Source organism: Acinetobacter sp. AOR14_HL (assembly GCF_027855175.1).
Lineage (GTDB): Bacteria > Pseudomonadota > Gammaproteobacteria > Pseudomonadales > Moraxellaceae > Acinetobacter > Acinetobacter calcoaceticus.
Genome location: NZ_JAKTII010000003.1, coordinates 521,499 through 546,668, shown reverse-complemented (window position 1 = coordinate 546,668; position 25,170 = coordinate 521,499). Strand labels below are relative to the sequence as shown.

Sequence of the window (25,170 nt, the reverse complement as noted above, 5' to 3'; positions counted from 1 at the left end):
TTTAAATATTAAAGCTAAAACTTTCTGATTAAATTTAAATATTGAAAAGTAAGTGATTTCAGTTGAATGGTTAAAGAAAATTCTAAATATTTTGAAAATGACTATTCATTTTTCGAGTTTTAAAAATCACAATCACATGATTATTAAGTTTATTTTGTAATTCTGGCATTTTTATTGCTTAATTACTCTTATCTTCAGCACAACACTTGATTTGACTGCCGTATTACTTATGCTTCAAATATTCTTGATCACTTATGGTGTGTTTTTCACATGAAAAATGCACCAAATAGACGCATCTTTTTATTTTGCACTGTATTTGTGCGTTGGGTGCTGTAATGAAGTTTTTGGTTTCAATACTCACTTTACTCATTCTATGTGGATGCTCTTCATCTGAACAAAAGGCAAAAACACAAGAAAAGTTAGCGGTCCATTCAATATGTGTGTTTGATAGTACAAATACAAAAGTCTGTGTAGCCAAACCAGCCCAAAGAATTGTGTCTTTGTTTGAGTCGGGTTTAGATGGCTTATATATGCTGGGGCAAGGTCATAAAGTAATTGGCATACCGGCCGAAGTATACATTCAACCATTATTATTTAATGCCTATTCAAAAATCGATCAACGTATTGCCAATAGAGAGCTTGCTACACCTTCGCAAGGTGCAAATGCCACCAATATTGAAAGTCTCGTGCTGTTAAAACCAGATCTGGTGATTTTGGGGAGCGGACAAACTCAAACAATTGAGCTGTTGAGGCAGTTTGGCATTGCTGTATATGTGATGGAGTCCGGCACTTACAAGCAAGTGAAAGAAGAACTTTCTGAAATCGCTGTGCTTAGTGGTGCTCAAGAGCGTGCTCAAGAAATTTTAAGTTTTTCTGATGAAATTGTGTCGGAAGTCGCAGCAAAAACAGCACGTCAGCCAAATAAGCAATCGATTTATTATGCATGGTCAGGAGGGCGGATTTTTTCTACCTCTGGTCGCAAGTCTATTACTAATGACTTTATTGAGCTGGTGGGTGCTTTCAATATTGTTCAGACCGATGCAAATCAACCCAATGTAAACCCCGAGACCTTAATTGAATGGAACCCTGACAATATTGTTCTTTGGAATACCAACCCAAAACTGATTTATGAACGAAAAGAATTACAAGGTTTAAGCGCCGTACAAAACCGAAAGGTCTTTAATTTGAGTCCTGCATTTATATATAACCCGCATACCATCAAAATCATTATCACGGCGATTTATTTGAATCATAGTATTTATCCTGAAAACTCCGATTTAACTGTAAGTGCTTTACAACAGCGTATTTTAAGCAAGTTGTATGGTGAGCACCTTGCCAAAGCGTTGGTGCAATGAATATGCAAAAGCTGAAGTATTATTGGTTTTACCCGTTACCGTTCGTCATGATTTTTATCTCGTTGCTCATAGGGCCAACTCAAACATTGAGTGCATGGGACTATTTGCTGTGGGGCGTGCAAGCGGCCTTCGGTACACCATATTTTGATGCTGAACAATTTAGACTAATGCAAAACATTCTTGTGAATGTCAGGCTACCTAGAATTTTACTGACCTTTATGGTGGGGGCTGCATTGGCAACAGCGGGTAATGGTTTGCAGGCATTATTTCGTAACCCCTTAGTTGACTCTTATGTGCTCGGTATTTCATCTGGCGCGGCATTTGGTGCAGCTTTGGCACTTTCTTTAAGTTGGCTTTCACCCAATCTATCCGCCTTTATTTTTGGTGTGTGCGCCGTTGCCTTAACGTATTTATTTGCACATCAAAAACATGAAAGCCAGACGTCTTTAGTGATGGTAATTTTATCGGGCATGATTGTTTCTGGGCTATTTTTGGCAGGACTGACAGTTATTCAATATTTAAGTGATCCATTCAAACTGCAAGCCATAGTGCAATGGACCATGGGCAACTTGCATCAAGCTTCTTGGCAAAAGGTTCAATACGCCGTGCTACCAATCTGCATTGGCCTTGCCGGACTATTTGCAATGCGTTGGCGCCTAAACTTAATGGCACTTGGTGCTGAAGAAGCGCAAGCGGTGGGTGTTAATCCGCGCTGGGAACAGCTTCTTTTAATTGCTCTGGTGACCGTTTGTACATCAACTTCAGTTGCTGCAGCAGGCATTATTAGTCTATATGGATTGTTTATGCCGCATATTGTGAGAATGTTGGTTGGGCCAGATCACCGATATAGCATTCCTGCCAATATGGTGTTGGGCGGCAGTTTTCTACTCATGATTGATAACTTTTCTCGGGTTTTACTAACGTTTGAAATACCGATTGGTATTTTTACCATGCTACTTGGCGCGCCATTTTTCTTATTATTAATGAAAACACAGAGGACTCATTGGGCATGATTCAAATTGATCAGTTAAATTATGCCTATGGGCACAAACAGGTTCTTAAAAATATTCATCTGGAGTTTCCTGAAAATCAGTTTTCAGTCATTTTAGGGCGTAATGGTTGTGGGAAATCGACACTTTTTAAATTGATGGCTGGCCTAGAACCCGTAAAAGATGGATTAATCCGTTATTCGGGAAAGCCATTATCGGACTTTAAAGGTAAAGATCGGGCTGCATTACTTGGCTTTTTACCGCAATTTCACAAAACCGTATTTCCATTTTTGGTTAAAGATGTCGTGATTACAGGACGTGCTGCTTTTAGCCGATATCGTCCTTCAAAATCAGATTGGGAACGTGTTGACCAAGCTTTGCTTGATTTAGACATTGAGCATTTACGTGACCGTCCTTATACCGAACTATCAGGTGGTGAAAGGCAATTGGTTATGATTGCGCGCATTTTAGTACAAGCACCCAAAGTCATTTTGCTCGATGAGCCAACCAACCATCTCGATGTTTATTATCAATCTTATTTAATGAAAAAATTGCGTCAGTTGTCGCGGCAAAATTTTACGGTGATTGCGATTATGCATGATCCCAACTTAGCATTTTTATTTGCAGATCATTTGTTTTTCATGCGCGAACATGAGGTAGTTAAGCCTGAGTCAAAAACTCGAATCACCGATCCGAAGTTTTTAAAAAGTGTCTATGATGTCGAGTTCCATGAAGCCATGATTCAAGACAAAACCATTGTTATCCCTGATCATTCTTGGCTGTAAAAAATATGACACTTCACTATCAGCTAGCCGACAAATCAGACTATGCATCTGCGGTAGAGTTTGCAATTTATACTAGACAGCTTTTATTCCCAGAAATCTATCATGGGCAAGTTCCCAAAGATTTAAAAAATTTTGGGCAATTTTATGTCAATGATCCATTGGGCTGCTTCATTACCGTAAAAGATAAAAACCGCATTATTGGCACCATTGCATATCGGGCGTATGACCATCGTTTTGATTTAAATCTGCCACCAAATACGGTTGAGGTCGTTAAGTTATTTGTATTGCCTGAATACCGCCGTAATGGCATCGCAACTCAACTATGTGACATGTTGTTTAGCCATGCAAAAAAGAATGGAATTGCCACTTTGTATTTGCACACTCATCCATTTTTACCTGCGGCTGAAGAGTTTTGGACTCTACAAGGCTTTGAAGTCATTAAGCGAGAATGGATCGAGACGTATGACACCATTCACATGAGTAAATCTTTATAGTGTTTCATTCTGAGTATGAAATCTTTTTAGAAAATGGGTAGGCGGATAGCCCATAATTTTACTGAACATTGCTGTAAAAGCTGCCGAGTGTTCATAGCCCAAACTAAAAGCAATTTCCGTAATTGAGATATTCTCTTTTAACGCGTTTAAAGCATAGATGATGCAGACCCGATTACGCCAAGCCTGAAAGGACATGCCAGTTTCTGACTTAAACCAGCGATGAAAAGTTCGTTCACTTTTATTGTGATCATGTGCCCAATCTTTAGGGCTACTATGAATATCCGGGTGTTCCATAAACTCAGTACACTGTTTAGATAGTAATGTGTTGTGAGGTAGCGGAATAAATAGAGGTAGGGCTGGTGCAGTTTCTAATTCATATAACAATAAATCGATAAGAGCGCCATCACGTCCTAAACGCTGGTAGTCAATAGGTAGCTGATTTGCCTGAATGAGCAGCTGATGAAGTAACGGCGATACTTGCACAACTTCGCAGTAGTTTGCCTGTCTTGGGGCATTACTGTCTTCTATATACAAGCTATAGGTACTGACTTTAGACAACCATACCCGATGTGGTTTGCCTGCGGGTATCCATACACCACTGTACGGTAATACGAGCCATTGGCCATCTTCAGTTTCAACTTTCATGAGGCCTTCGGGTGCATATAAGAACTGAGCACGGCGATGGCTATGCGTATCTAACAAAGTATCAACTGGATAGTCTGATCCTAATGCTAGAACTGTTTGGGGTAGATGATCTACGTCGTTAATTGGAATATTACGCATATATTTTTGGCTGAAACAAATAAAAAGATGGCTTTTCTACGTTAGCTTGCCATATGGCTATTTTATATCATGCCTCTATAAATATGAGGAAGATGATCATGCTATATGAGCTATTTTTATTTGGATTGCTTTCAGGAGTCACCACTTGGTTATTTGGCTTTGGCGGTGGTTTTGTTGCTGTGCCTTTGCTTTTCACTGTCATTCTTCAAAAGTGGGGCAATGAAAGCAGTGTTGGCATACATGCTATGCAAATCGCGGTGGCCACATCTGCATTTGTGATGTTGTGCTCGGCAAGTTTTGCAACCTTTCGACACTATCGGTCTGGATATATAGATTGGCAAAAAATCCGCTTCTTATGGAGTGGTATCGCATTTGGTGGAATTGTTGGTGCGGTAATGGCCTCATTGTTTAATGGAAACTGGCTTCGCTGGATATTTATGGGTTATGTGTTTGTAACGATTCTTGATTGTTATTACCGACCAGGATTTATGGTGAACACGGTGCAAAAGCAACACTATGGTCAAAACAGTGAACTCATCAAAGGCGGAATTATTGGTTGGGCTGCAGCTCTTTTAGGTGTAGGAGGAAGCGTAATGACAGTTCCTTTATTACGGCGGCGGGGTAGTTCTATGGCAGAGGCCGCGGCTATGGCAAATATTCTCACGCTGCCTTTGTCTTTAACAGCAACGCTGACCTATTGTGTATTGTCAGTTTGGCAATCTACATGGGCACCAAGCGGATTCATTGGTCTGATCTGGTTTGAAGCCGCATTATTCTTGGTTGTGGGAACATGGATCGGATTGTATTTTTCAGAAAAATTTATTTCAAAACTACCAGATTTATGGCGAGCAAAGTTGTACCCGCTACTTTTAATCATTGTTCTACTTGTAATGATTTTTGTAAATTAATTATTTATTTCAACAGCTTGAATAATAATTTTTATTAAAAAACGAATTTCTAGTCGCTCTAAAACTGCAAATTTTATGTCTTAAATTTTCTTGAAAAAAGTTTGAAAATTAGACTTGAAATATATAGTGGCTTTATGCCACTATATGTCTATCGAAGATCATCAGACAAAAAAGAGGATGATATGGCTATCCAGCTTTTAGATGGGGCAAGAAATGAAATTCCAGTGAAATTTACGCAGTTTTCTGGTGGAGAGCGTCATGTTCAAATTGATGAGACAACCTTAGGTTTACTATCTGGCACGGTATTGGTTCGTGCACAAATGACCACAAGTCACGATGTGATGGACTACTTACTACTTGAAAACATATTGCTGAATCAGGGTTTAACCGTTGACCTAGAAATTCCGTATTTTCCATATGCACGTCAGGACCGTATTTGTGCAGTAGGCCAAGCATTTTCACTCGATGTGATGACGAAATTACTCAACATCAATGCCGACAAAAAAGCGGGCAAACAAGGCAAGGTAACTGTATGGGACTGCCATAGTGAAGTAACAACTGCATTACTTGCTGCCAATACTTCTTTTAGTGAAGTTGTAAATGTCAGTTCAGTAGACATCATCGCAAAGAGTGAAGCGCTGAGTGCATTATTAAAAGATGAAAAAACAATACTGATTTGCCCAGACAAAGGTGCAAAAGCACGTATACAAATGGTTGCAGACGCTTTTAATCTTGAGCGTAAACAACCAATCACTATTGTTCAGTGTGATAAAAAACGCGACCCAGTGACTGGCAAAATTTTAGGTACACATGTACATGCGACTGATTTATCAGGGCTGACTGCGGTAATCACCGATGACATTTGCGATGGCGGTGCAACCTTTATTGGCATTGCCAAAGAACTCCGTCGCCTCAATTGCAATAAGGTCGTTCTATATGTGACCCACGGTATTTTTAGTAAAGGATTAGAGGTTTTTGATGGGCTGCTAGATCAACTGTTTACTTCAGACAGCTTTCCACAACAACCATCAGACAAAATTTCAGTAATTGCTTTTGCAGCAAAATAAAGAGAATAAAGATGACTATTAAACTTAATCCATTAAACGCTATCGATTTTTATAAAGCTGATCACAGACGTCAATATCCAGTAGGTACAGAGTACGTGTACGCAAACTTTACGCCGCGTTCATCTCGACTCGCAAAAATGCTGCCTGACTTCGACGATAAAGTTGTGTTCTTTGGTCTTCAGGGTTTTATCAAACACTTTTTAATCGATACGTGGAATGAAGGCTTTTTCAAACAACCTAAAGACAAAGTTGTAGCTGCTTATAAACGCCGTATGGATAGTTCATTAGGTGAAGGCGCAGTACCGGTTGATCATATTGAAGCATTACACGACTTGGGTTATTTACCATTACGCATTAAAGCATTGCCAGAAGGTAGCCGCGTTAATATGCGTGTACCCGTGCTCACCGTCATTAATACCGCCCCGCGTTTCTTTTGGTTAACCAACTATATTGAAACCGTATTAAGTGCTGAGCTTTGGAAAAGCTGTACTACCGCAACGATTGCCTATGAGTACAAACGCTTATTAACTCAATATGCCGTAAAAACTGGCGCACCTCTCGATTTTGTACCTGTGCAAGGACACGATTTTAGTAGCCGTGGCATGAGCGGAATTTATGATGCGGCGCAATCGGGTGTCGGTCATTTAACCAGTTTTATTGGAACAGACTCGGTTGCTTCAATTGACTACGCAGAGAAATATTACAATGCCACAGGTGTGATTGGAGTATCTGTGCCAGCGACCGAACACAGTGTGATGTGTATGGGCACAGAAGACAGTGAGCTAGACACATTTAAGCGTTTAATCTGTGAGCTTTATCCGTCGGGTGTTGTCAGTGTCGTGTCTGATACTTGGGACTTTTGGCGAGTCATTACAGAATTTACGGTGGCTTTAAAACCTGAAATTCTGGCAAGACAACCGAATGCTTTAGGTTTGGCTAAATTGGTTTTTCGTCCAGACTCTGGCGACCCGGTTAAAATTATTTGTGGTGACCCAGATGCCGAAGTTGGAAGCCCAGCGTACAAAGGCGCGGTTGAATGCTTATGGGAAGTGTTTGGCGGTACAACGACTGACCAAGGCTATAGAGTGCTTAATGAACGTGTCGGTTTAATTTATGGTGACTCGATTACACTAGACCGTGCGCAGCGCATTTTAGAAGGACTTGAAGCCAAAGGTTTTGCATCAAACAACTTGGTGTTTGGTATAGGCAGCTTTACTTATAATTACTTAACTCGCGATACCTTTGGGTTTGCTGTGAAAGCGACTTGGGGACAAGTGAATGGCGTAGGTCGAGAGCTGTTTAAAGACCCGATTACTGACTCTGGCGTAAAAAAATCTGCGAAAGGTCTATTACGCATCGAAGAAAATGAAACTGGTTTTATCTTGTTTGATGAGCAAACAGCAGAACAAGAACAAGGCGGAGCACTAAAAACAGTCTTTGAAAATGGTAAACTCCAGTATGAGTGTACGTTGGATCAAATTCGTGATCGTTTATCCATCGCATAACTGAGTTTAGATGAGTCGTTACATGGGTATCGGCTCATCATTTTTATTGAGAGGCTGAACGTGACTATTCAAACTGAACAAGAATTCCTTGCCAGTTATGATCGCCGAGATTATGACGCACCTTTACTCACTGTCGATATGGCTATTTTCTCGGTATTTAATGGTCAGTTGCAGGTATTACTCATTAAGCGCCCAAACTTTCCAGCCAAAGACCAGTGGGCTTTACCCGGCGGTTTTGCCGATTTAATCCATGATCAAGATTTGATGGCCACGGCTTATCGTAAGCTGGTCGAAAAAACAGGGATTGCTTCACCTTACTTGGAACAAGTTGCTTCTGTCGGTAATGCTAAACGTGACCCACGTGGTTGGGCCGTGACCATTTTGTATTTTGCTTTAATCGATTTTAATGCCTATCAACATCAAGAGTTGGCTGAATACAGTGAATGGGTGCCTGTAGCAAAAGCACAAGATTTAGCATTGGCTTTCGATCACAACGAATTACTCAGTTTGGCATTAGAACGTTTAACCAATAAAACTCGCTATACCGCATTGCCAGCCAGTCTGATGCCTGAATTATTTACACTGACCGAGCTACAAACCATTTATGAAATTATTCTTGGGCAATCGTTAGATAAAAAAGCGTTTAGACGCCGTATGATAGAAGCTGGCGCAGTTGAAGAAACGAACCACAGTAAAATTGTGGGCAAACGACCAGCTCAACTTTACCGTTATGCACTCGATTCTTTCGATTTTATATTTCCTCGCTCACTCGAATTACCCAGAAATAAAGAGGGTGAAGATAAGCAAAACATTGAGCTTTCTGACTAGCGCATCTTGATGCGCTTTGATTTATAATGCCGCGCTTATGATTAATGTCATGTTTTGATCAGCACTTTGCCTATGTCACACGTTTCTCCCTGCTTCCAACAAAACCAGTTTTTTGTGTTGGTGGAATATCTCACTTCACTGCATGAAATTTATCCTGTTAAACATGAGTTTGCAAGATATCCGGCTGCAATGACATTGGCAGATCGCGTACATTCAGATCATGATATTGCACCGCTTGAAGCCAGCAAAAGTTACCCTGACTCAATCGATAAAGTCTTACACTTTTCGGGTAAGGCCCGAGACATACAAGACTTTGAGAAGTTTTTAGAGCAAGCCAAAGCAGCTAATATTCAAAACTTGTTATTGCTTACAGGCGATAAACTTAAAGAGCATCATAATGGGCGAGATGGGCAGCCTCGTAGTCGATACCTAGAGTCGGTAAACGCCGTGATGGCTGCCAAGCAACATGGCGGTTTTCGTATTGGAGTTGCTCTTAACCCATTTAAATATGTCGAAGCTGAGCGGGATGCACAGTACTTAAAACTGCATAAGAAGATTAAAGCAGGCGCTGACTTTATCATTACCCAATTGGGTTATGACATTGAAGCCTTGAAGCAAGCCAAATCATTTTTAACCAAGCATGCTTATTCACAGCAAATACTGGCTTGTGTGATGCCTCTGACTTTGGGCCGAGCCAATTTTATGGTGAAGCATAAAGTTGCAGGTATTGTAATCACCCCACACATGTTAAAAGTCTTGGCAGAAGAAAAACAAGCAGGAAATACAGACCGAGTTTATTTACGCTGTGCTTTACAGATTTTGATATGTAAACATTTAGGATTTGCTGGAATTCACTTATCTGCCTGCCATAAGCCAGAAGAGCAAATGCTGCTTGAAAGCTATATCGAGCAATACAGACATTTGAAACTTGAAGCCTTAGAAGAGCTTTGGAATTCACTCTGGCAAGTCACGACAGGTAAAGAGTTTGCGCCTGAAATTACTCGTTTTTCTCGCCAGCCCACGTCCAAACAATTAATTAAATATCGCCAATTGCATGTTATGCATGAGGCCTTGTTTGGGTCGAAAATTGCCAAAGGGCTTGGACGATTTATTTTTAAAGCATCTTTTTGGGAAAATTCTTTGGTAGCCAAAGCATTACTTAAAACAGAAGTGCTGAGTAAACATAGCCTAGTGGGCTGTGAAAGCTGTGGTCAATGCCGTTTAGGTGACACTTTATATATATGCCCTGAAACATGCCCAAAAGGTTTAGCCAACGGGCCGTGTGGCGGAACCACTTTAGACCGCTGTGAATTTGGTGACCGTGAGTGTATTCATTCTGTTAAAGCACGACTTGCTAAAGCTATTGAGCAAACTGAGGTATTAAAAGAAAAACTCATTCCAACCGTACCTCTTGAAGTGCGTGGCACGAGTTCTTGGAAAAATTGGTATTTAGCGGCGGAAGCTTAAGATTTGCATTTCCCCTTAAGCTAAGCAAGGCGATAATTCAAATTTAAAAATTTGTGAATAAATTAATTAGATATATAGTTTTTACTATTAGCTCTAAATTATACCTTATAAGATCATCTTGTTGAGCATGAAACTCTTTATTAAGCCAATTGCTAAAAGCAATTATCCTTTTATTGAAATCCGTTATGTTTCCTTCAGGAGCGAGACTATTTGCTAGTAAATAGTCAATCTCTTTTGCTAAAGTAGGATATCGAGTCACAAACTTTATGCAATGCTTCTGTAATGTTGCTGACAGCCACATCAAACAGTCCCAACGTTGGGACACGGAATCTTTTAAAGAATCTTTCAGAAGAATCTAAAAATAAAAAAACATGGTTGAGTTTGAAAAAACTTGGCGAAGAAATTCTTTTGGCAACTGATCAGGAAACTTACGAGCAGATCAAAAACGCGACATGGTTCGATCGGGAGTTATGTGCATTTGAACTTTACAACGCCGAGAAGAATCTTTGTGATGAACTCATGCATTATTACCACTTTGCAGATTGGCTAATCAATGCATGCGGCAAATACCAAGCACGTGAGCAGACAGGTTTCCGAAATTCAGGGTCGCAGGTTCGAGGTGCGCCGAGTGCTCAAGATAAACTGAGCGACAGACAGGTTCATGCCTTCGCTCAAAAACTCTCACAACATACTGAATTCGCAAGCCAGTTTGCAGCTGCTGGGGAAAGCTACGATCAACTCGCAGCATGTATCGCCGTAAAACTCAGTGATCCAGCTCAGGCCAAACAATGGGAACTTTATCTCTCAAGCAACTGAGGTTCAAAGGATCATTACAGGGGCAGCATGACATCAATGAGCCTTGCTGAATACCGCGATTATTTTCAGTGAAGACAAAGAAATGCCGTTCAGCAAAGCAAGGTACCAGACAGCCAAGTTAAAGCTCAAGAGGAAGGATATTGCAAAACTAATGGCTTATTACTTTTGCGATGAGTCGATTGAAGAGGTACGTGGGAACAAGAAACTATTGTGTGAAATTACGGATGATGCGGCAAGAGCGGCTATATTAGATGTAATTAACAATACAGATTCAGAAGCTCTACTCAAGTGGATGGAAGTCATCATGTGCCGCTACTTCGAGAGACATTCTTGGTCAAAATTACAAACACCAGAAAGAACTGTTATGGAAGTAAAATATGATATTTGATGTGGGCTGGCTGTATTGCACTATCGTTATCCATTTATAAAACATAATAAAGAAAATATTTAAAATAATTTACCAGTTGGTTTAAAATAAAATAGTCGGTAAATTTAAAATATAATTTTTAGTGGACTTGAAAATAGTGTTAGTATTTAAATATTAAGACTTATTTTGTATTAATAAGTGTTATTATTTAGATTGTCTTAATAATATTGTGTAAGTATCTATTATTTAATAATAAAAGTTGTTGGTGTTGAAAATGAGGAATATTATATAAGAGCAGGATAATAATAAATGGAGTAATCTCATGAATAAGAAACTTGTAACAGTAATACTATCGCTTTTAATTATTAACCCAACTACTGCTTATTCTAAAAATACGAAATGGCCGTGGAAAGATAACAAGACGATATGGCCGTGGAAAGATAACAAGATGATATGTTCGGGAGACAATTCTTCTTGTAACGCAAAAGATGTTTTTAATACTTTATCTACTGCGACGGAATATTGCGTAAACCTATATCAGGAGTTCGATAAACACACAGTGAGAGGGAAAAGATATTCCGGAATCATTGGATTCGTTGGAACTATTTTCGGGGTTGCTGGGGCAACAACAACCGGTACGGCTAGCACATGGTTTTCCGGTCTATCAGGTACTACAAATGCCTTTCAGGCAAGTACAAATGACATAATGGTAACGAGTGTAACTCAAGCTAGTTTAACTAGCATTCAGGAGATGGTTTATATCTATAACGTGGCGATCCAGCAGCAAATCGAGAAAAAAAATTATGACACTGCAGTTATGACTGCAATGAATCTGGCTAGCCAGTGTAGGTTTGCTCCAAGTGTTGTTAGTCAAAGAATGCTAGATGCAGTAAAGCAAACTTATCCAATGCCTGAAGCTCTTCGCCCAGCTGTAGATCCAAAACTAGGAGCTCAACCAGGGATAAACCCTGCTGAACAAAAAGAGCCATCCAAAACGATTTTAAAAGATTCTCAACTCCCACCAAGTTTAGGTATTCAAAATAAGTAATACCTACTTTGAAATAGTTTTGAGGAGAGTAAATATGAAAACATTAAAATTAGGTTCAACTGGTAATCAAGTCGAGAAGTGGCAATATTTTCTTAGAGGGCAGGGATATCATTTAGATGTCACGGGAGAATTTGATGAATTAACTGATATTGCTACTAAAAAATTTCAGGAAAAGAATAAGCTTTATGTTGATGGAATTGTAGGAAACCAGACTTTTGGTAAGGCAGCTATGCTGGGGTTTCCTATTATTGATGTAAATGATGATTATAATCCAGAATTTCCTAATAAACCTGATTTCAAACCAATTACAGGAACTAAACTTAGACAGGAAATGTTTGGTCCACTTGAGTTTGAGTCTGCTCCGACAAAATCTAATCCCGAAGGTTTAAAAATCACTAATAATTTTAAAAATAAAATAGTTCCAGTTGAGATACCCCAATTAATTGGAATTAAAGGTGCCCCGAAAACTGGTATTATTTATGTTCACATGAAAGTTAGAGACCAGATACAAGGGCTCTGGGCGGAGTGGGGAAGGCTGGGGCTTTTAGATCGTATTTTGACTTTTGACGGGGTCTTTAATACAAGATTTATACGCGGTAAAGCTAAGGAGCAAATATTATCAAATCATGCTTTTGGGACAGCTTTTGATATTAATGCAGCATGGAATTCATATGGAGCAATACCAGCCACAGCAGACCAGAAAGGTTGTGTGTATGATCTAGTTAGAATAGCTCATCAATGCAGCCTATCAAACTCGACCTTGTGATGAAGCCTCATAAAAGTGAATATACTGAACATTATTTGGGTCAAAATGGTGAAAAATGTATATCAATTGTATTTGATGATATTTCTAAATCTGCAGTAATACCAGTTGATCAAATAAGTTATGGTAAAGAAACAACTGACTTTTATAAGTCAATATGTAGGAAGGCTAAATTGATGATAAAGCAATTACCAGATATGGATCAAATAGAGCAAGAAATCACTATAGCAGACCCTAATTTTGTTGAAATAATACCAATGCCAAAAAATGGGAAAATTAAGAAAAAAGTGGGTTGTGGATATAGCATTTAAATTTTAAGAAAATTACAACCCTCTTCGGAGGGTTTTTTTAATGAGTGAAGTATGGACGATAAAGAATACTTCTGGCTCACAAGAAAAAAAGAGCCAAAAACTAAACCTAAAAGCAGTCCATTGCCAAAGGCTACTCAGAAGTATTTAGAAGCTGAAGAAGCTCTATTTCAAGAGCTAGAAGAACATCGAATTGGATATCGCCGAAAATTTCAATTTGAATAAACTAAAAATTGTCGGTTCGATTTTTATATTGTGAAGTTGAATCTTCTTATAGAAATTGCTGGTAGCTCTTGGGCAGGTGGTCGCGGTGGCACAGAGATACGGGAGTATTTCCTTCTGGTCTTATCGTAAATCTAACGATCAAGGGTTCAGTGGTTGGGCGTGGCGGTGATGGTGGTTTGCCACATTTGGCATTTGGTGCATGGACCAGTGATCCAAATTATACCTTTACCAGAACACGGCGTGATGGATGTCAAGGTGCGCCGGGTTTAATGAACCGACACAGCAAATTAAACCTGATTATTGACGGCAGAACACTTGCTCGAGGAGGTTCAGGTGGCGGTGCAACACCGAGTGGTATCTACACTGAACTAAGTTGTGGAGTTCAAGGTGTTCCTGGCGGAGCTGGTGCACCATTTGGACGGGTTATGACAGGTCAGCCAGGAGCAGGGGGAACAGCAATTGTCGGAGTTGCACCACTGACAACTAAATTAATTAATGGAGGGAAAATTTTACAAACTCTTTAAAACTAGTAACTTTAGAAGTTTAAAAAAATCATATTTTCCTAACATTCTTATAGTAGTAAGTAATGTATGAAAAATATCAAGGTAGAACTATTTGATTCATTTAATTCTAAGTGTTTTTAATTATCAAATTTAAATAGGTGGGAAAATGTCAATTAATGGAAATTTTATAGATATTCGAAATTATGGTGTAGTTGGAGATAGGATAACTGATTGGACACAAACTATTTTCTCAGCACTATCTCAATTAGGCAGTTATACAACGTTATATATTCCGAATGGAGTGAAATGGGATAATGATAATGCAGCTAATGTATATGCGAATATGCCTGACTATACACAAATTATTGATGACTCGGGTTTTGAAGGACGCTATACATCTGATATATGGCAGTCGAGTCGTACTATTTGGAGAAAAACAAATGACAATACAGGAGCAACGAATGGAAACACCGAAAATATAAGAGGTCAGTATCATCCAGCTTTTGTGGTTGAAAGTGACGCGCAAGATTTAACGGGTGGTAATAAAGGAAGTATTGTATTTCGATTTAAAAATGGCTCTAAAGATGATTTCCAGTTTGGGGCCGATAGAAGTACGCAAGATGATAGTAATCTCGGGATTTCAACTTATGGTGGAATTGTAAATGGTACTAGAGCATTTCGTTTAGGTGGGCAGACTTCTATATCACCTCATTGTTTTTCATTTAACTCAACTTTAATAGCAGATGTTTCATTTGTTTTTGGGAAAAAGATTCGGCAAAAAAATGATACTGAGGCGACACATAAATTAAAACCTCATATTGTTCGTTGGAGTCAGCCATTAGATCATACAGGTGATTTTGAACAATCGTGGGTGGTGAGAGAGACTGTCGGTACTGGTACAGAGATTGTGCAAATACACAAGCAAGTAATTTCCCATGCAACAGGTGATTTAACCTGGTCTTTAAAAGATGGAACAACCTTAGCACTTACCGCGCTAATTAATCAGAATAAAGGATTAAATTTAACGAAAAATATTATTACTCCAGTTACAACTTATAGCTTAGTTGCAAAAGACTCTGGTTCATATATTTCTAATGTTAATGCAAATGGTGGTTACATTGTGAATCTACCAAAGGCTGTGAAAGGCTTGTATTTCGAGTTCAGCGTAGATTCTTTAAATAATTTACGTATTCAGCCAAATACAGCCGATAACTTTGTTTCTCTAAACGCTGGCAAGTATAAGCAAAGTAATACTATAGGTTCACGTTTAAGAGTAACGGCCGTAACAGATAATATTTGGAGTGTTGAACAAATCGGTACTTGGACTGATCAAGTGTAACTTTTAGATATAGGCCCTAACTTTGTTTAGGGCCTTTTTATTTCTTATAAAATTTCTTAAAAAAATGGTGAGAAAAATGGCTACAGTAAATGCAACAGATGTAATTGACGGTGATAAAAATCAAGCAGAAATTAATAGAGAGCTAAGCGGAAATTTTAGTAATATCATTGTAATACATAATAATATTAGTGACATCAGTGATATATTAAATAATGCACCTTCAAATACTCTAATCCAAATTAGAGATGGTAATTATATTGCGTCTGGTGTGAAGATTGAAAAGAACAATATTCTTATACAAGGGCAATCAATTGACGGAGTAAAGATTACGGTTTCAGCCGATTCATCTGGTATTTTTATGCGATTTGGCAAGCGAGGGCCAAGTACAGATTATCATAATGATAACCTTCCCCAATATAATGGAACTATTGATTATTGGGATGAACTAGAGTATAGCCCAGCAACTACTGATTACCCAAGATATACTGGAATAGGAATTGATAGTGTAACAATTATTCTTAGTAACTCTAATGGGATAGGAGGAAATACAGGTTTAGATTTTTATAGGGTTAATGATCCTATTCTTAACGCTAAAGTTAGATGGACCTCTAAATTTGTATTTGGTAATGGAGTTAGAGTCCATTTCTGTAAGAATATGCGGAGTGAGCTTTTAGAAATTGATGATAATGAAAATTCTACATATACAATGATTTATTATTGGTCCTATGGACTAAATGCAGATACTTGGAAAATAGGTAAAGGAAATATACTGTCAATAGATTTCAAACATTCAGTAAATGGTTATATAACATACTTAGAGGCTAGTGGACGTGGTGCAGTTGGAAATAGTGCAATTAATTTTGGTTATGGAAGTATTAATAATACTGTAGACAAAATTCTAGCAACTAATGGTGATGTAACAGTTAAGGCATCTGTTGAGTTTGATGTTAATCGTAGTGTCTATTTCAAAGAACTTTATATTAATAATCCAAATGCTGAAGGACTTACTTTTATCCATGCAACAGATGTAAGGGTAGATAAATATTTTATACGTGCAAAACAGCCGCTTAATTTTACAACTAGTACATTTTATGTGTCGAGTTCTGCAAGAAATCTACCGATGAGTCAAAGCACTTCAGAATTTTCTTATGATGGTAATTACGTAACAACCTCAGTCGAAGCTGGATTCACTAAGTATTATGAGAAACGTCCTTTACCAGTACTAAAAGATGCTTTGTTCGGTAAAGGTAAACTGGTTGCTACAACAGGTGCGAAGCAAGTAATAGCTCTAACATTTGCTGGAAGTGTTATTGATTTAATGGACTCTACTGGGAAACTTAGACGTTTTGAAGATGGAAATATATCGGCTAGGGGCTACAAAGAAGATTTTCGTACATCATTTAAATATGAAAACTCTTCTCCCTTTTCCCTCGATAATGTGAATTTTGGGGAAATGACTCTTATTGCAGAAGACGAAGCCTTAAATACCATTATAGCTATGGCACAATTTTCTGCTGCTTTAGATAAATGTAGTGGAATTTTTCATACATTTGCAAATAAAAAATCTTGGCAACATATCTGGATGTTTGATAGTAATGTTACTATTGAGACTAATAAGTTTTTGACCAATCCAGCTGGATATGTTATTGAAATGGACTCAATGGTGAGGTCTAAAATAAGTGGTAAATTGCTTGCGAATGGGCGTACAGTAAATTTTAAAGGTGGTAGTGCTTTATATTATAAAGATGGTTACTCTGATCATTGCTTGAGTGGATCTATTATTAGAGAGACATCTGCTACTGCATCGCCACCATTAGTTACTAATTACTCCTCATCATTAGATACGTGGAAACCTCTTCATTTAGAAAATATGAGAGTTTATGCTGAAGATGGGACAACACTATTAGCTGATCACGCTATCTTAAGACATCTTGGTAATCTACCAGCGGGAATAGAAGATACTAATGGAGGTGGCTATATTAATAAAAATTGTATTATTGATAGGAATACTCCATTTAGAAGATATTTTACTCATAGTAATCCTGATGAAAAGCCTCCTTTGAAGCCCAATACCGTTGGAGAGTATGCACAGAATGGGATGAGTGATACTTGGTGGCATGCAAATAGTTTTTCTTCTTGGTCAAAGTTATAAGTTTCATTTTATAAGCCCTAAGCTTTATTAGGGCTTTTTTTATTTAGATAATTTCTATTAAGACTTTTAAAGGTAAAGGAACAAAAATGGCTACAGTAAATGCAACTGATGTAATTGATGGCAATAAAAATCAGCATGAAATAAATACTGAACAAAATAATTTAAACTTGACGATTAATAATTTTGTTAATCCAAAAATGTTTGGAGCAATAGGCGATGGTATTGCAGATGATACCCAAGCAATTAAAGATTGCTTTGATCATATGATAGCTAATAGTACTAAGTTATATGACTACTCAGGAAGCGTCTATAAACACGTTGAAACCATTGTTGTTAATGGAGCAAATAAATTAATTGAGATAGAAGGCAATGTTACATTTGAATCGATTAATGGTGCATTTTCATTTTCAGGATCATTAACTCCACTTGGTAATATAGCTAGCGCGCCATTACCCAACGATAAACAAATCATTGTCTCTGAAGTACCTAGTACATTGAAACAAGAAGATATTGTTGTTATTCATAATCAATTGGATTTCTCATTTAGTGAGTATCGTTCTTACTATAAAGATGGAGAAATTAAACGTGTTGCCAATGTTGAAGGCTCAACTATTAAATTAACTGATGAATTGGAAACTACATATACTGGTATTTCAACGGATAAGGTATTTAAGTTAGAACCAATAAAATTACGGATCATAGGAAATATCAAATTTAAATCTGATTATCAATATGGTTTGAAAGTTACCTACTGTGCTGACAGTGTATTCAATGAAATGGAAGTACTGTCTCTATCAGGTAAAGTTGGTACATCCTATGCATTCTTATTGGAAAGGTCTTTTAATTGTAGAATTACTGGCGGTAAATTTATAAAAAAAGGAGATTCGACTACTGGAACCGATTACGGTATTTGTTTTAGTAACTGTCAAGATATTATTGCTAAGCCAAATTATTGTTTTGGGTACAGACATGCTGTAGCCACAGGAGGAGGCAGCCTAAATGGATGTGTACCTTGCCGCCGTATATACATAGAAGAAGCAATATTAGAGATTGGGGTGGATACAGGGATTCATTGTGCTGACTTTCATGGAAATACAATTGACTCACATTACAAGCAATGCACCATCAGAGGGATGGTAGGTCTTGGTGGACGTAATAATAAATCTATTGAAAACAAGATCACTATGCACAAGGATGAAGTACGCCCACCAATTTTTGTAACTGAGTGTTCAGGACCAGTTTATTCAATTGGTGATTATATTGTGGACTGCGGGGCTGCAAATGCAATTATGCAATGGGCTTCATCAGGAACAGCAGTTAAAAATACCCGACAATATTCATTCACATTACAAGATGTTCGTATTGGTAAGGGATCTTTAATATGGATTATGAATATAGCAAACTATAATTCTGCACCATGTAGTTTTATTTTGGATGGATTTGAATTTGTTGAAAGTATTCCACATTCCTCATTAACTAGTCTAGTGAATAATGCTATTCAACCAGGAGCTAAAAAACCAAGTCTTATTCAAATTACTAATCCGAAAACAAATGTTAATTACATTACTTATATTTCATCTGACACAAACAGCACATTAGCTGATGGAACTTCTAAATTAGTATTTGATCGCAACGGTATTCGAACAGACTCAGCCCCTGGTCATTTTTCTCAACAAGCAGATGGAACAATGATTTGTCGGCATCGTATTAGCGGTACCGTAGCAATTAATACTGCTCATGCTGGCGGGTATAAAACAACTGATTTAAATTGGGTATTTCCTCGTACATTCGTTGAACCACCGACTATTGTTGCAATATCACTTGATAATGTATGTATTTCAGCTAAAGCTCAAACTATCACAGCATCTTCAGCTAACATTTTTGGTTTTGCTTTAAGCTCTTTTACAAGTTCAACAGTTAATATTGATGTAATTGCTATTGGAAGACACCTATATTAATTGAATAAAAATTCTTTTTAGTTTTTTATTCCAATATAGAAACTAAATATTCTTCACTTTTGGCCCTTTGCCTTACAGCTAAGGGCTTTTTTATTGTCTAAATTTTCTGGAGAAATAAGTGGAACCAGTTTCCACTAGCGGTTTAACAGCAATTTTAAAATTTTATGGCGCCGCAATCATGGTGACTTTAGCGGTCGCCTTAGTTGCAGCAGTTGTATTGATGACACGTATGCCTCGTTCACCTCAAGAATCGGCCGTTGGCCTCATTTGTACAGTCGTTTCAAGTCTGGCTGGTGGTTCATTCATTATTGTGAAATGAGGGCTTCATGAATGGGTTACGGATGTATGGGGAATGATAGCACTTGGTGGTTTCTTCTTTATTTGCGGTATTCCTGGTTGGGCTCTAGTTCGCTGGATTTTTAACTTTATTGATAAACAGGAAGGCAAGACGATTGTTGAAGTAATCAAAGAAGTTAAAAAAGCCAAAGATGATATTAAAAATAGTTAACCGCCTTCGGGCGGTATTATTAAATAGCTCACTTATATTTCTGTCATCTGTCGGAATTAATCAAATGATTTAGAGACTTGTTTATACTAAATGTTCAAAATAAAAACAGGATAACGCCGTGAAAAAAATAATTTTAGTAACAGTAATGGGTTTCAGTGGAGTAAGTAGTGCTTTTGCCGAGTGCTCCTATAGCTTTGATGCGACCTTACAAGACATAAAAGCTTTTGAAGTAGCAAACGGAGCAAACAGTGCTAATTATCGTTATGCAGAGCAAGTTGCTAATATAAATAATACGAATCAGTCTGGTTATGACGTTATAAATTATTATTCAAATAAAGATGTCGATAAGCTTTTAGCTTCTAAAAAATATATTCAGTTTAAAACTCAATATACCTCTAATACGCCAGACAATGTTGCCATAGTTGATAAACCTATTACTACTTCGGATATTTTTGCCCAGGAGTTCATTTTTGATGTGAATAATCTCAAGGTTAATCTTGGCAGTACTTCTCAGATGTATGAGTATGGTTTTGTTATTACTGGATCCTCACAATCTAAAGTGGAATTTACATTAAATTTAATGTTTGCAAAAGGTAATAACTATTCAGGTGTTATAAATGGAGACTCCATCGCTTCTTTAGGAGCTACATATAAATCAGATGGAAATGGTCATTTAACATACTTAAGTGCTAATAGAACCAGTAACCCAGTACAAGTACCAGCTGATGGGAAGGTTAGAGTCGGAATTTATGTAAATCAAAATACTAAACAGATTGGATATATTGTTAATGGTGTAAATTACGGCTACTTAAATCTTACTATGGAAAATAAATTAAAATATATAAGCTTCATGGGAGCAATTAACCAAGACCACTTTGCTAACTCTGCTTTGACTGGTAAAACGGTTGGGCTCCAATTGGTTACAGATAAGTCCAAAATGCAGTTTACTTATCCAACAGGTACTAAGGATATTTGTGGAGTAGCATTGTAAAATGCTAATTGAATTAAAGAATTTTTATCAACAGCCACCTTCGGGTGGTTCTGTTTTATAAAAGAGTAGTTTTTGGGGGGAATTTAATTCTTATTAAGTAGTTGAAAGTATTGTATTATTTTTTAGTAATAGTTAAAATCTTCGTCACTTTTAATTTTATTAAAATTTCACATAAGTATTTGATTAATATAAGGGTTTTTAAAATGTTGAGATGGCTTATCTTTCTTGTTATTCCTATCATGCTTCCAGGTTCTTTATATCCTCTGTTGATTGAGTTAACTAAAGCATTTAATGACATAGCTCAAAGAGTTGTTGCCCTTATAGTTATTTATATTGTAGCTGCTTTTATTGCTGCGACAGTAACTTATGAAAATAATCCATATGATAATAAATTGAAACCTGTCATTGTAGTGTTATCAATTGGAGCATTATTATTTTTTATTTCTTCCAAAACTTTAATTGCGATTATTTATCTGATTGCAAGTATATTTATAGTTGTAAAGTGGAATAAGAAATTTAAGGATAAACCTCTGCCAAATTGAGTATCAATTTAACTAGTTAAGAATATTTAAACCTAACCCGCATATGTGGGTTTTTTTACGTCTAAAGGAAAGTGAAAATGAACATTGATCAATATCTTGAAGAACTTCTTAAACGCGAAGGTGGATATGTAAATAATCCGGCTGATCGTGGTGGTGCAACCAAATACAGTATTACTGAAGCTGTGGCCAGAACGAATGGTTTTAAAGGCAACATGAAAGATTTGCCGCTTGAAGTAGCCAAGTCTATTTATAGAAAACAGTACTGGACAGCTCCGAGATTTGATCAGGTGAACGCGATTAGCTCAGCAGTAGCTGAGGAGCTGTTAGATACCTGTGTAAACTGCGGTATTGGATTTGCAAAACCACTTTTGCAACGTGCTTTGAACTTGCTTAACAACCAAGGTAAAGCTGGTTGGCCAGATCTCACTGTAGATGGAATTTATGGGCCAGCTACATTAAATGCACTAAAAACTTACCTGGCCAAACGTGGGAAAGAAGGAGAGAAGGTATTAGTTCGAGTTCTTAATATCATGCAGGGCCAACGTTACATCGCGAAATCTGTGAACGTAATCCGAGCCAAGAACAATTTTTCTACGGTTGGATCGCTAACCGCGTTTCACTATGAAATTTCTGGTTTTGCTGTGCATTCTGTTTTAAGAATACACAGCCCATACGATAAGTACAAATGTGAATACTTCTATTTACCTTAGATCACTTTAAAAAAAAGCCCTGATTTCTCAGCACTCAGTTTTCCTTAAATAAAGGTTCCTTTAGGTCATCATAACGTAGTGAATGTTTTGATAATTTAATCAAAACCAGATGCTAAGATAACTAATAGAAAAGGGGCTTTTCGCCCCTTAATTATTTAAACTTCTTTTTTATTTACTTTTGAAAATATAAATACCACTAAAAATTAAGAACATAGCTTGGAATAAAAACCATCCAAGTGTTGAATAATTAGAACACATGGTGATGGAATCATAAATAATCTCCTTATAAGATACGGTTTCCATCATGTTTAGTAGTATTAATTCAGCTAATAATAGAACTAGAGAAATAACAGTGTAAAAATACTTATTTCTTATAAAAATTAAAATTATTGAAACGATGATCGATAATAAGCCACACATCCCTAACATTGATGGATCATTAGCTGAAACCCCATTTAACTCTTTAAAATAGGTAATAGTGCCTATAGCAATATATTCATTAATACATAAATCTTGCCCAAACTTATCTATCGTATATCCGCCTATACCTGATAAGAATAAAAATAATATGGCTACATATCTAATCATAATTTACAAACTCAATTTTAATGATGGATCAAATTTCCATGTTTCAACTTGTAGTTCTGGATCTGCTCGGCAAGTTCCTTGGCATCCATCTGGAATTGCTATTACATCACCATTTAGAGCTAATTTTATAGCTTCTTGCCATTTCCATGATCGAGCATAGACAGCTTTTTCAAGCCTTTCTTTTGGAATTTCTCCATTTATCCAACTTCTTAAAGCCTTTTCACCAGCATTATAAAAAACTGTTGACTCTTGCAATGTTAATTTCCGTCCTAATATGTTTCCACCACGGACCACATTTTTTGCTACTAAATCCATAGCTACAGTTGCATCTGTACAGATCACAACAAAAGTTTCATAGAGCCAATCTGGATTCCTTTTATCAATATTCATCAACTCTGCTGCTAATCCTACTTGCATCTCTCCAAAGCCATAGCTGTTATGAGGATATACTTCACCTAGATTAAGATAAAAGGATAAGAGGTTTTTTCTATAAGCCCATACACCATGCATTTTTTCTTCAAATACAATTGATGCAACAATCTGAGGATCTATGCCATTTTTAGCCCCAGCTGTTTTAATTTCATTCCTTAAATAAGCAACCATCCTTAAACCTTCAGGTACAGGATAAGTAGTTGGTACAGTACGGTTTTGAACTTTATGCTTATCTTCTTTTTCAGTTTTATCTTGAAATAGTTTAAGTTGATATTCGGTTATTAATGGTTTTGAATTGGCTTCTTTTGTATATGTATGACCATAAATTTTAACTTGAGGATTATATTCAGTACCCGATGGCAAAAATATCTTAAAAGAAACCGTTGTTTTTGCGGCATCTTCTTGTTCATTTAACTCAAAAAATGCTTCACTACCCAAACCATCTGGTTGCATTGGAAGTTTTTTGGTTGCTCCAACTCGCCCCTTACTAGTTACAAAGGTAGCTACAAAACTAAACTTACTAAAATTTAAGATATTTTTACTTTCTTTGATTCTTAATCTTGCATAGACTTTTGACATTATTAATTATCATCTTTAAGGTTTGTATATTTATCAACCAAATGAAAACTAATGTTTTCTTGTTGTTCAGTATAAATAGGTGAAGTATAACCTTCTGAATTAGTTGTTCCTTCAATCAATTTGCCAGATTCTGTTACCGCAAAATATGCTTTATTTCGATGAGGTATATTTTCTCCATCTATAAGTTGAACGCTAACATTGAATAAGCCACTATTTACTTCAGGTAAAGTAGGGATATGGCTAACAACTTGTTCACCCGACTTGAATATATGTTGACCAGCTTTAACCTCAAATTTACCTCCCGTTATTACCATAATACCTTTATCATTAATTACAATACGCGAACCACCCGCCATACTTTTTTATTCTCAAATTTAAATTTATGTGATTAGAATAACATAACTTGTTTAAACTCAAAAAATACACTTATGACCATGATTGTTTCGGCGCATCTCGGAGATTGTATACTGATTGCCGCTGATAAAAGAGCGATGGTATATGATATAAACTCTGGATTATTAAGAATATCTCATGATGATGAGGCGAAAATAAAGTTATGGTGCCGTGGTGCTATTACAGGCACAGGAGACAGTTTATTTATAAATCGTATAATGAATTATTTTGAAAATTTAACAGAACAAGAACAAAAACTTGAACAAGTGAATGCTATTCAAATGGAAATAGAAAGAAGATTGTCTGAAGGGGTTCCAAAAGAGCTTCTTTCTAATAATACGCTTATATTCTCAATGTTTAATGGCTGTGAAACCTCATTATATACAATACCTATACAGCCATTTTTTGAGACATTTAAACTTGGTGGAGGTGAATATTTAAGAGCCAAAGTTAATGAAATTAAAGAATGGACCATAGAGGTATGCTGTTTAAATATTCCTTCCGATTTAGCATTATTACAAGACTTCCAGCGCAATTTAAGGAGCCTAAATAGCTTTGAAAGTGAGGGGCATTTCATTAGTTACTATATAGAGCATTTAAAGACTATTTTTGCGAAACAAGCCTCTATAGATACTAGTGTTACGCCGTCTTTTGACCTGTATTTACAATCATGTGAGACTGGATGTAGCTTTGCCATTCATATTGAGAACAACTTTTTAACTACTTCAAATGTGTAATATTTTGCCCATTGGTCCAACTGGACCAGG

At 37.0% G+C, this 25,170-nt stretch carries 23 protein-coding genes and 5 pseudogenes; 24 read left to right on the top strand and 4 right to left on the bottom strand.

All coding sequences use genetic code 11. The features are described from left to right. Positions 1-335 precede the first annotated feature (335 nt). Genes MKL38_RS03555 through MKL38_RS03540 form a run of 4 tightly spaced genes read left to right on the top strand, consistent with a single transcriptional unit; the run spans position 336 to position 3,623 of the window. Positions 336-1,355: an ABC transporter substrate-binding protein gene (locus MKL38_RS03555; RefSeq protein WP_270902513.1), complete on the top strand. Its 1,020-nt coding sequence runs from the start codon at positions 336-338 to the stop codon at positions 1,353-1,355. Between the two features lie 2 nt (positions 1,356-1,357). Continuing rightward, positions 1,358-2,368, top strand: a complete 1,011-nt coding sequence (locus tag MKL38_RS03550; protein WP_270902512.1) for a FecCD family ABC transporter permease — start codon at positions 1,358-1,360, stop codon at positions 2,366-2,368. Continuing rightward, positions 2,365-3,129 (top strand): ABC transporter ATP-binding protein, encoded by a 765-nt coding sequence (locus MKL38_RS03545; protein ID WP_005040479.1) that lies wholly within the window; start codon positions 2,365-2,367, stop codon positions 3,127-3,129. The genes MKL38_RS03550 and MKL38_RS03545 overlap by 4 nt, the downstream gene beginning before the upstream one ends. A 5-nt stretch (positions 3,130-3,134) precedes the next feature. Then, complete coding sequence (locus tag MKL38_RS03540; RefSeq protein ID WP_270902511.1) at positions 3,135-3,623, top strand: GNAT family N-acetyltransferase; 489 nt, start codon at positions 3,135-3,137, stop codon at positions 3,621-3,623. Here MKL38_RS03540 and MKL38_RS03535 read toward each other — a convergent pair. Next, positions 3,618-4,406, bottom strand: a complete 789-nt coding sequence (locus tag MKL38_RS03535) for an AraC family transcriptional regulator (RefSeq protein WP_270902510.1) — start codon at positions 4,404-4,406, stop codon at positions 3,618-3,620. The two genes, MKL38_RS03540 and MKL38_RS03535, sit on opposite strands and share 6 nt — an antisense overlap. A gap of 98 nt (positions 4,407-4,504) precedes the next feature. Between MKL38_RS03535 and MKL38_RS03530 the strand changes: the two genes are divergently transcribed. The 19 genes and pseudogenes from MKL38_RS03530 to MKL38_RS03440 all read left to right on the top strand — a co-directional run bounded on the left by MKL38_RS03530 (position 4,505) and on the right by MKL38_RS03440 (position 22,326). Next, positions 4,505-5,314 carry a sulfite exporter TauE/SafE family protein gene (locus tag MKL38_RS03530; protein ID WP_270902509.1) on the top strand — a complete coding sequence of 270 codons (810 nt, stop codon included), beginning with the start codon at positions 4,505-4,507 and terminating at the stop codon, positions 5,312-5,314. 182 nt (positions 5,315-5,496) lie between these two features. Continuing rightward, complete coding sequence (locus MKL38_RS03525; RefSeq protein ID WP_270902508.1) at positions 5,497-6,381, top strand: phosphoribosyltransferase family protein; 885 nt, start codon at positions 5,497-5,499, stop codon at positions 6,379-6,381. Positions 6,382-6,392: 11 nt separating this feature from the next. Next, positions 6,393-7,886 (top strand): nicotinate phosphoribosyltransferase, encoded by a 1,494-nt coding sequence (locus MKL38_RS03520; protein ID WP_270902507.1) that lies wholly within the window; start codon positions 6,393-6,395, stop codon positions 7,884-7,886. Between the two features lie 60 nt (positions 7,887-7,946). Beyond that, positions 7,947-8,714, top strand: a complete 768-nt coding sequence (ntrR, locus tag MKL38_RS03515; protein WP_270902506.1) for an ADPR responsive transcriptional repressor NtrR — start codon at positions 7,947-7,949, stop codon at positions 8,712-8,714. 72 nt (positions 8,715-8,786) lie between these two features. After that, the gene (locus MKL38_RS03510; RefSeq protein WP_270902505.1) at positions 8,787-10,181 is read left to right on the top strand and encodes a methylenetetrahydrofolate reductase C-terminal domain-containing protein; all 1,395 of its coding nucleotides are present in this window, start codon (positions 8,787-8,789) and stop codon (positions 10,179-10,181) included. 291 nt (positions 10,182-10,472) lie between these two features. Next, positions 10,473-10,997: pseudogene (locus tag MKL38_RS03505) on the top strand (helix-turn-helix domain-containing protein); the annotation flags it as partial. Between the two features lie 43 nt (positions 10,998-11,040). Further along, positions 11,041-11,385 (top strand): hypothetical protein, encoded by a 345-nt coding sequence (locus MKL38_RS03500; protein ID WP_270902504.1) that lies wholly within the window; start codon positions 11,041-11,043, stop codon positions 11,383-11,385. 301 nt (positions 11,386-11,686) lie between these two features. Further along, positions 11,687-12,412: a hypothetical protein gene (locus tag MKL38_RS03495; protein WP_270902503.1), complete on the top strand. Its 726-nt coding sequence runs from the start codon at positions 11,687-11,689 to the stop codon at positions 12,410-12,412. A 34-nt stretch (positions 12,413-12,446) separates the two neighbouring features. Next, positions 12,447-13,178: a peptidoglycan-binding protein gene (locus tag MKL38_RS03490; RefSeq protein ID WP_270902502.1), complete on the top strand. Its 732-nt coding sequence runs from the start codon at positions 12,447-12,449 to the stop codon at positions 13,176-13,178. Then, the gene (locus MKL38_RS03485; protein ID WP_270902501.1) at positions 13,151-13,486 is read left to right on the top strand and encodes a hypothetical protein; all 336 of its coding nucleotides are present in this window, start codon (positions 13,151-13,153) and stop codon (positions 13,484-13,486) included. Before MKL38_RS03490 ends, MKL38_RS03485 begins: the two co-directional genes overlap by 28 nt. Before the next feature lie 51 nt (positions 13,487-13,537). Beyond that, a pseudogene (locus MKL38_RS03480) lies at positions 13,538-13,819 on the top strand (hypothetical protein); the annotation flags it as partial. After that, a pseudogene (locus MKL38_RS03475) lies at positions 13,804-14,232 on the top strand (hypothetical protein); the annotation flags it as partial. The pseudogenes MKL38_RS03480 and MKL38_RS03475, both read left to right, overlap by 16 nt. 145 nt (positions 14,233-14,377) lie before the next feature. Continuing rightward, positions 14,378-15,550, top strand: a complete 1,173-nt coding sequence (locus MKL38_RS03470) for a hypothetical protein (RefSeq protein ID WP_270902500.1) — start codon at positions 14,378-14,380, stop codon at positions 15,548-15,550. Between the two features lie 76 nt (positions 15,551-15,626). Further along, positions 15,627-17,702: a hypothetical protein gene (locus MKL38_RS03465; RefSeq protein ID WP_270902499.1), complete on the top strand. Its 2,076-nt coding sequence runs from the start codon at positions 15,627-15,629 to the stop codon at positions 17,700-17,702. 86 nt (positions 17,703-17,788) lie between these two features. Then, positions 17,789-19,660 (top strand): phage tailspike polysaccharide lyase family protein, encoded by a 1,872-nt coding sequence (locus tag MKL38_RS03460; RefSeq protein ID WP_270902498.1) that lies wholly within the window; start codon positions 17,789-17,791, stop codon positions 19,658-19,660. 118 nt (positions 19,661-19,778) lie between these two features. Then, positions 19,779-20,168 (top strand): annotated as a pseudogene (locus tag MKL38_RS03455) (hypothetical protein). Between the two features lie 118 nt (positions 20,169-20,286). Beyond that, positions 20,287-21,159, top strand: a complete 873-nt coding sequence (locus MKL38_RS03450; RefSeq protein ID WP_270902497.1) for a DUF4882 family protein — start codon at positions 20,287-20,289, stop codon at positions 21,157-21,159. A 203-nt stretch (positions 21,160-21,362) separates the two neighbouring features. Continuing rightward, positions 21,363-21,701, top strand: a complete 339-nt coding sequence (locus MKL38_RS03445; RefSeq protein ID WP_270902496.1) for a hypothetical protein — start codon at positions 21,363-21,365, stop codon at positions 21,699-21,701. 77 nt (positions 21,702-21,778) lie between these two features. Next, a pseudogene (locus tag MKL38_RS03440) lies at positions 21,779-22,326 on the top strand (glycoside hydrolase family 108 protein). A gap of 253 nt (positions 22,327-22,579) precedes the next feature. Here the strand turns inward: MKL38_RS03440 and MKL38_RS03435 are convergent. Genes MKL38_RS03435 through MKL38_RS03425 form a run of 3 tightly spaced genes read right to left on the bottom strand, consistent with a single transcriptional unit; the run spans position 22,580 to position 24,366 of the window. Continuing rightward, positions 22,580-22,999, bottom strand: coding sequence for a hypothetical protein (locus MKL38_RS03435; RefSeq protein ID WP_270902495.1), 420 nt, complete (start codon positions 22,997-22,999; stop codon positions 22,580-22,582). A 3-nt stretch (positions 23,000-23,002) separates the two neighbouring features. Beyond that, positions 23,003-24,010: a hypothetical protein gene (locus tag MKL38_RS03430; RefSeq protein WP_270902494.1), complete on the bottom strand. Its 1,008-nt coding sequence runs from the start codon at positions 24,008-24,010 to the stop codon at positions 23,003-23,005. A gap of 2 nt (positions 24,011-24,012) precedes the next feature. Next, a complete protein-coding gene (locus tag MKL38_RS03425) occupies positions 24,013-24,366 on the bottom strand; it encodes a hypothetical protein (RefSeq protein ID WP_270902493.1) in 354 nt (117 codons plus the stop codon). 72 nt (positions 24,367-24,438) lie between these two features. Here MKL38_RS03425 and MKL38_RS03420 point away from each other — a divergent pair, with 72 nt between their 5' ends. Further along, positions 24,439-25,140 carry a hypothetical protein gene (locus MKL38_RS03420; RefSeq protein WP_270902492.1) on the top strand — a complete coding sequence of 234 codons (702 nt, stop codon included), beginning with the start codon at positions 24,439-24,441 and terminating at the stop codon, positions 25,138-25,140. Positions 25,141-25,170: the final 30 nt, after the last annotated feature.

Bases quoted from the DNA above. Each gene is read 5' to 3' on its own strand.
- MKL38_RS03435 (WP_270902495.1), bottom strand. From the start codon at position 22,999: ATGATTAGATATGTAGCCATATTATTTTTATTCTTATCAGGTATAGGC.
- MKL38_RS03555 (WP_270902513.1), top strand. From the start codon at position 336: ATGAAGTTTTTGGTTTCAATACTCACTTTACTCATTCTATGTGGATGC.
- MKL38_RS03510 (WP_270902505.1), top strand. From the start codon at position 8,787: ATGTCACACGTTTCTCCCTGCTTCCAACAAAACCAGTTTTTTGTGTTG.
- MKL38_RS03540 (WP_270902511.1), top strand. From the start codon at position 3,135: ATGACACTTCACTATCAGCTAGCCGACAAATCAGACTATGCATCTGCG.
- MKL38_RS03430 (WP_270902494.1), bottom strand. From the start codon at position 24,010: ATGTCAAAAGTCTATGCAAGATTAAGAATCAAAGAAAGTAAAAATATC.
- MKL38_RS03495 (WP_270902503.1), top strand. From the start codon at position 11,687: ATGAATAAGAAACTTGTAACAGTAATACTATCGCTTTTAATTATTAAC.
- MKL38_RS03490 (WP_270902502.1), top strand. From the start codon at position 12,447: ATGAAAACATTAAAATTAGGTTCAACTGGTAATCAAGTCGAGAAGTGG.
- MKL38_RS03445 (WP_270902496.1), top strand. From the start codon at position 21,363: ATGTTGAGATGGCTTATCTTTCTTGTTATTCCTATCATGCTTCCAGGT.
- MKL38_RS03465 (WP_270902499.1), top strand. From the start codon at position 15,627: ATGGCTACAGTAAATGCAACAGATGTAATTGACGGTGATAAAAATCAA.
- MKL38_RS03425 (WP_270902493.1), bottom strand. From the start codon at position 24,366: ATGGCGGGTGGTTCGCGTATTGTAATTAATGATAAAGGTATTATGGTA.
- MKL38_RS03485 (WP_270902501.1), top strand. From the start codon at position 13,151: ATGCAGCCTATCAAACTCGACCTTGTGATGAAGCCTCATAAAAGTGAA.
- MKL38_RS03460 (WP_270902498.1), top strand. From the start codon at position 17,789: ATGGCTACAGTAAATGCAACTGATGTAATTGATGGCAATAAAAATCAG.
- MKL38_RS03535 (WP_270902510.1), bottom strand. From the start codon at position 4,406: ATGCGTAATATTCCAATTAACGACGTAGATCATCTACCCCAAACAGTT.
- MKL38_RS03525 (WP_270902508.1), top strand. From the start codon at position 5,497: ATGGCTATCCAGCTTTTAGATGGGGCAAGAAATGAAATTCCAGTGAAA.
- MKL38_RS03545 (WP_005040479.1), top strand. From the start codon at position 2,365: ATGATTCAAATTGATCAGTTAAATTATGCCTATGGGCACAAACAGGTT.
- MKL38_RS03530 (WP_270902509.1), top strand. From the start codon at position 4,505: ATGCTATATGAGCTATTTTTATTTGGATTGCTTTCAGGAGTCACCACT.
- MKL38_RS03470 (WP_270902500.1), top strand. From the start codon at position 14,378: ATGTCAATTAATGGAAATTTTATAGATATTCGAAATTATGGTGTAGTT.
- MKL38_RS03520 (WP_270902507.1), top strand. From the start codon at position 6,393: ATGACTATTAAACTTAATCCATTAAACGCTATCGATTTTTATAAAGCT.
- MKL38_RS03420 (WP_270902492.1), top strand. From the start codon at position 24,439: ATGACCATGATTGTTTCGGCGCATCTCGGAGATTGTATACTGATTGCC.
- MKL38_RS03550 (WP_270902512.1), top strand. From the start codon at position 1,358: ATGCAAAAGCTGAAGTATTATTGGTTTTACCCGTTACCGTTCGTCATG.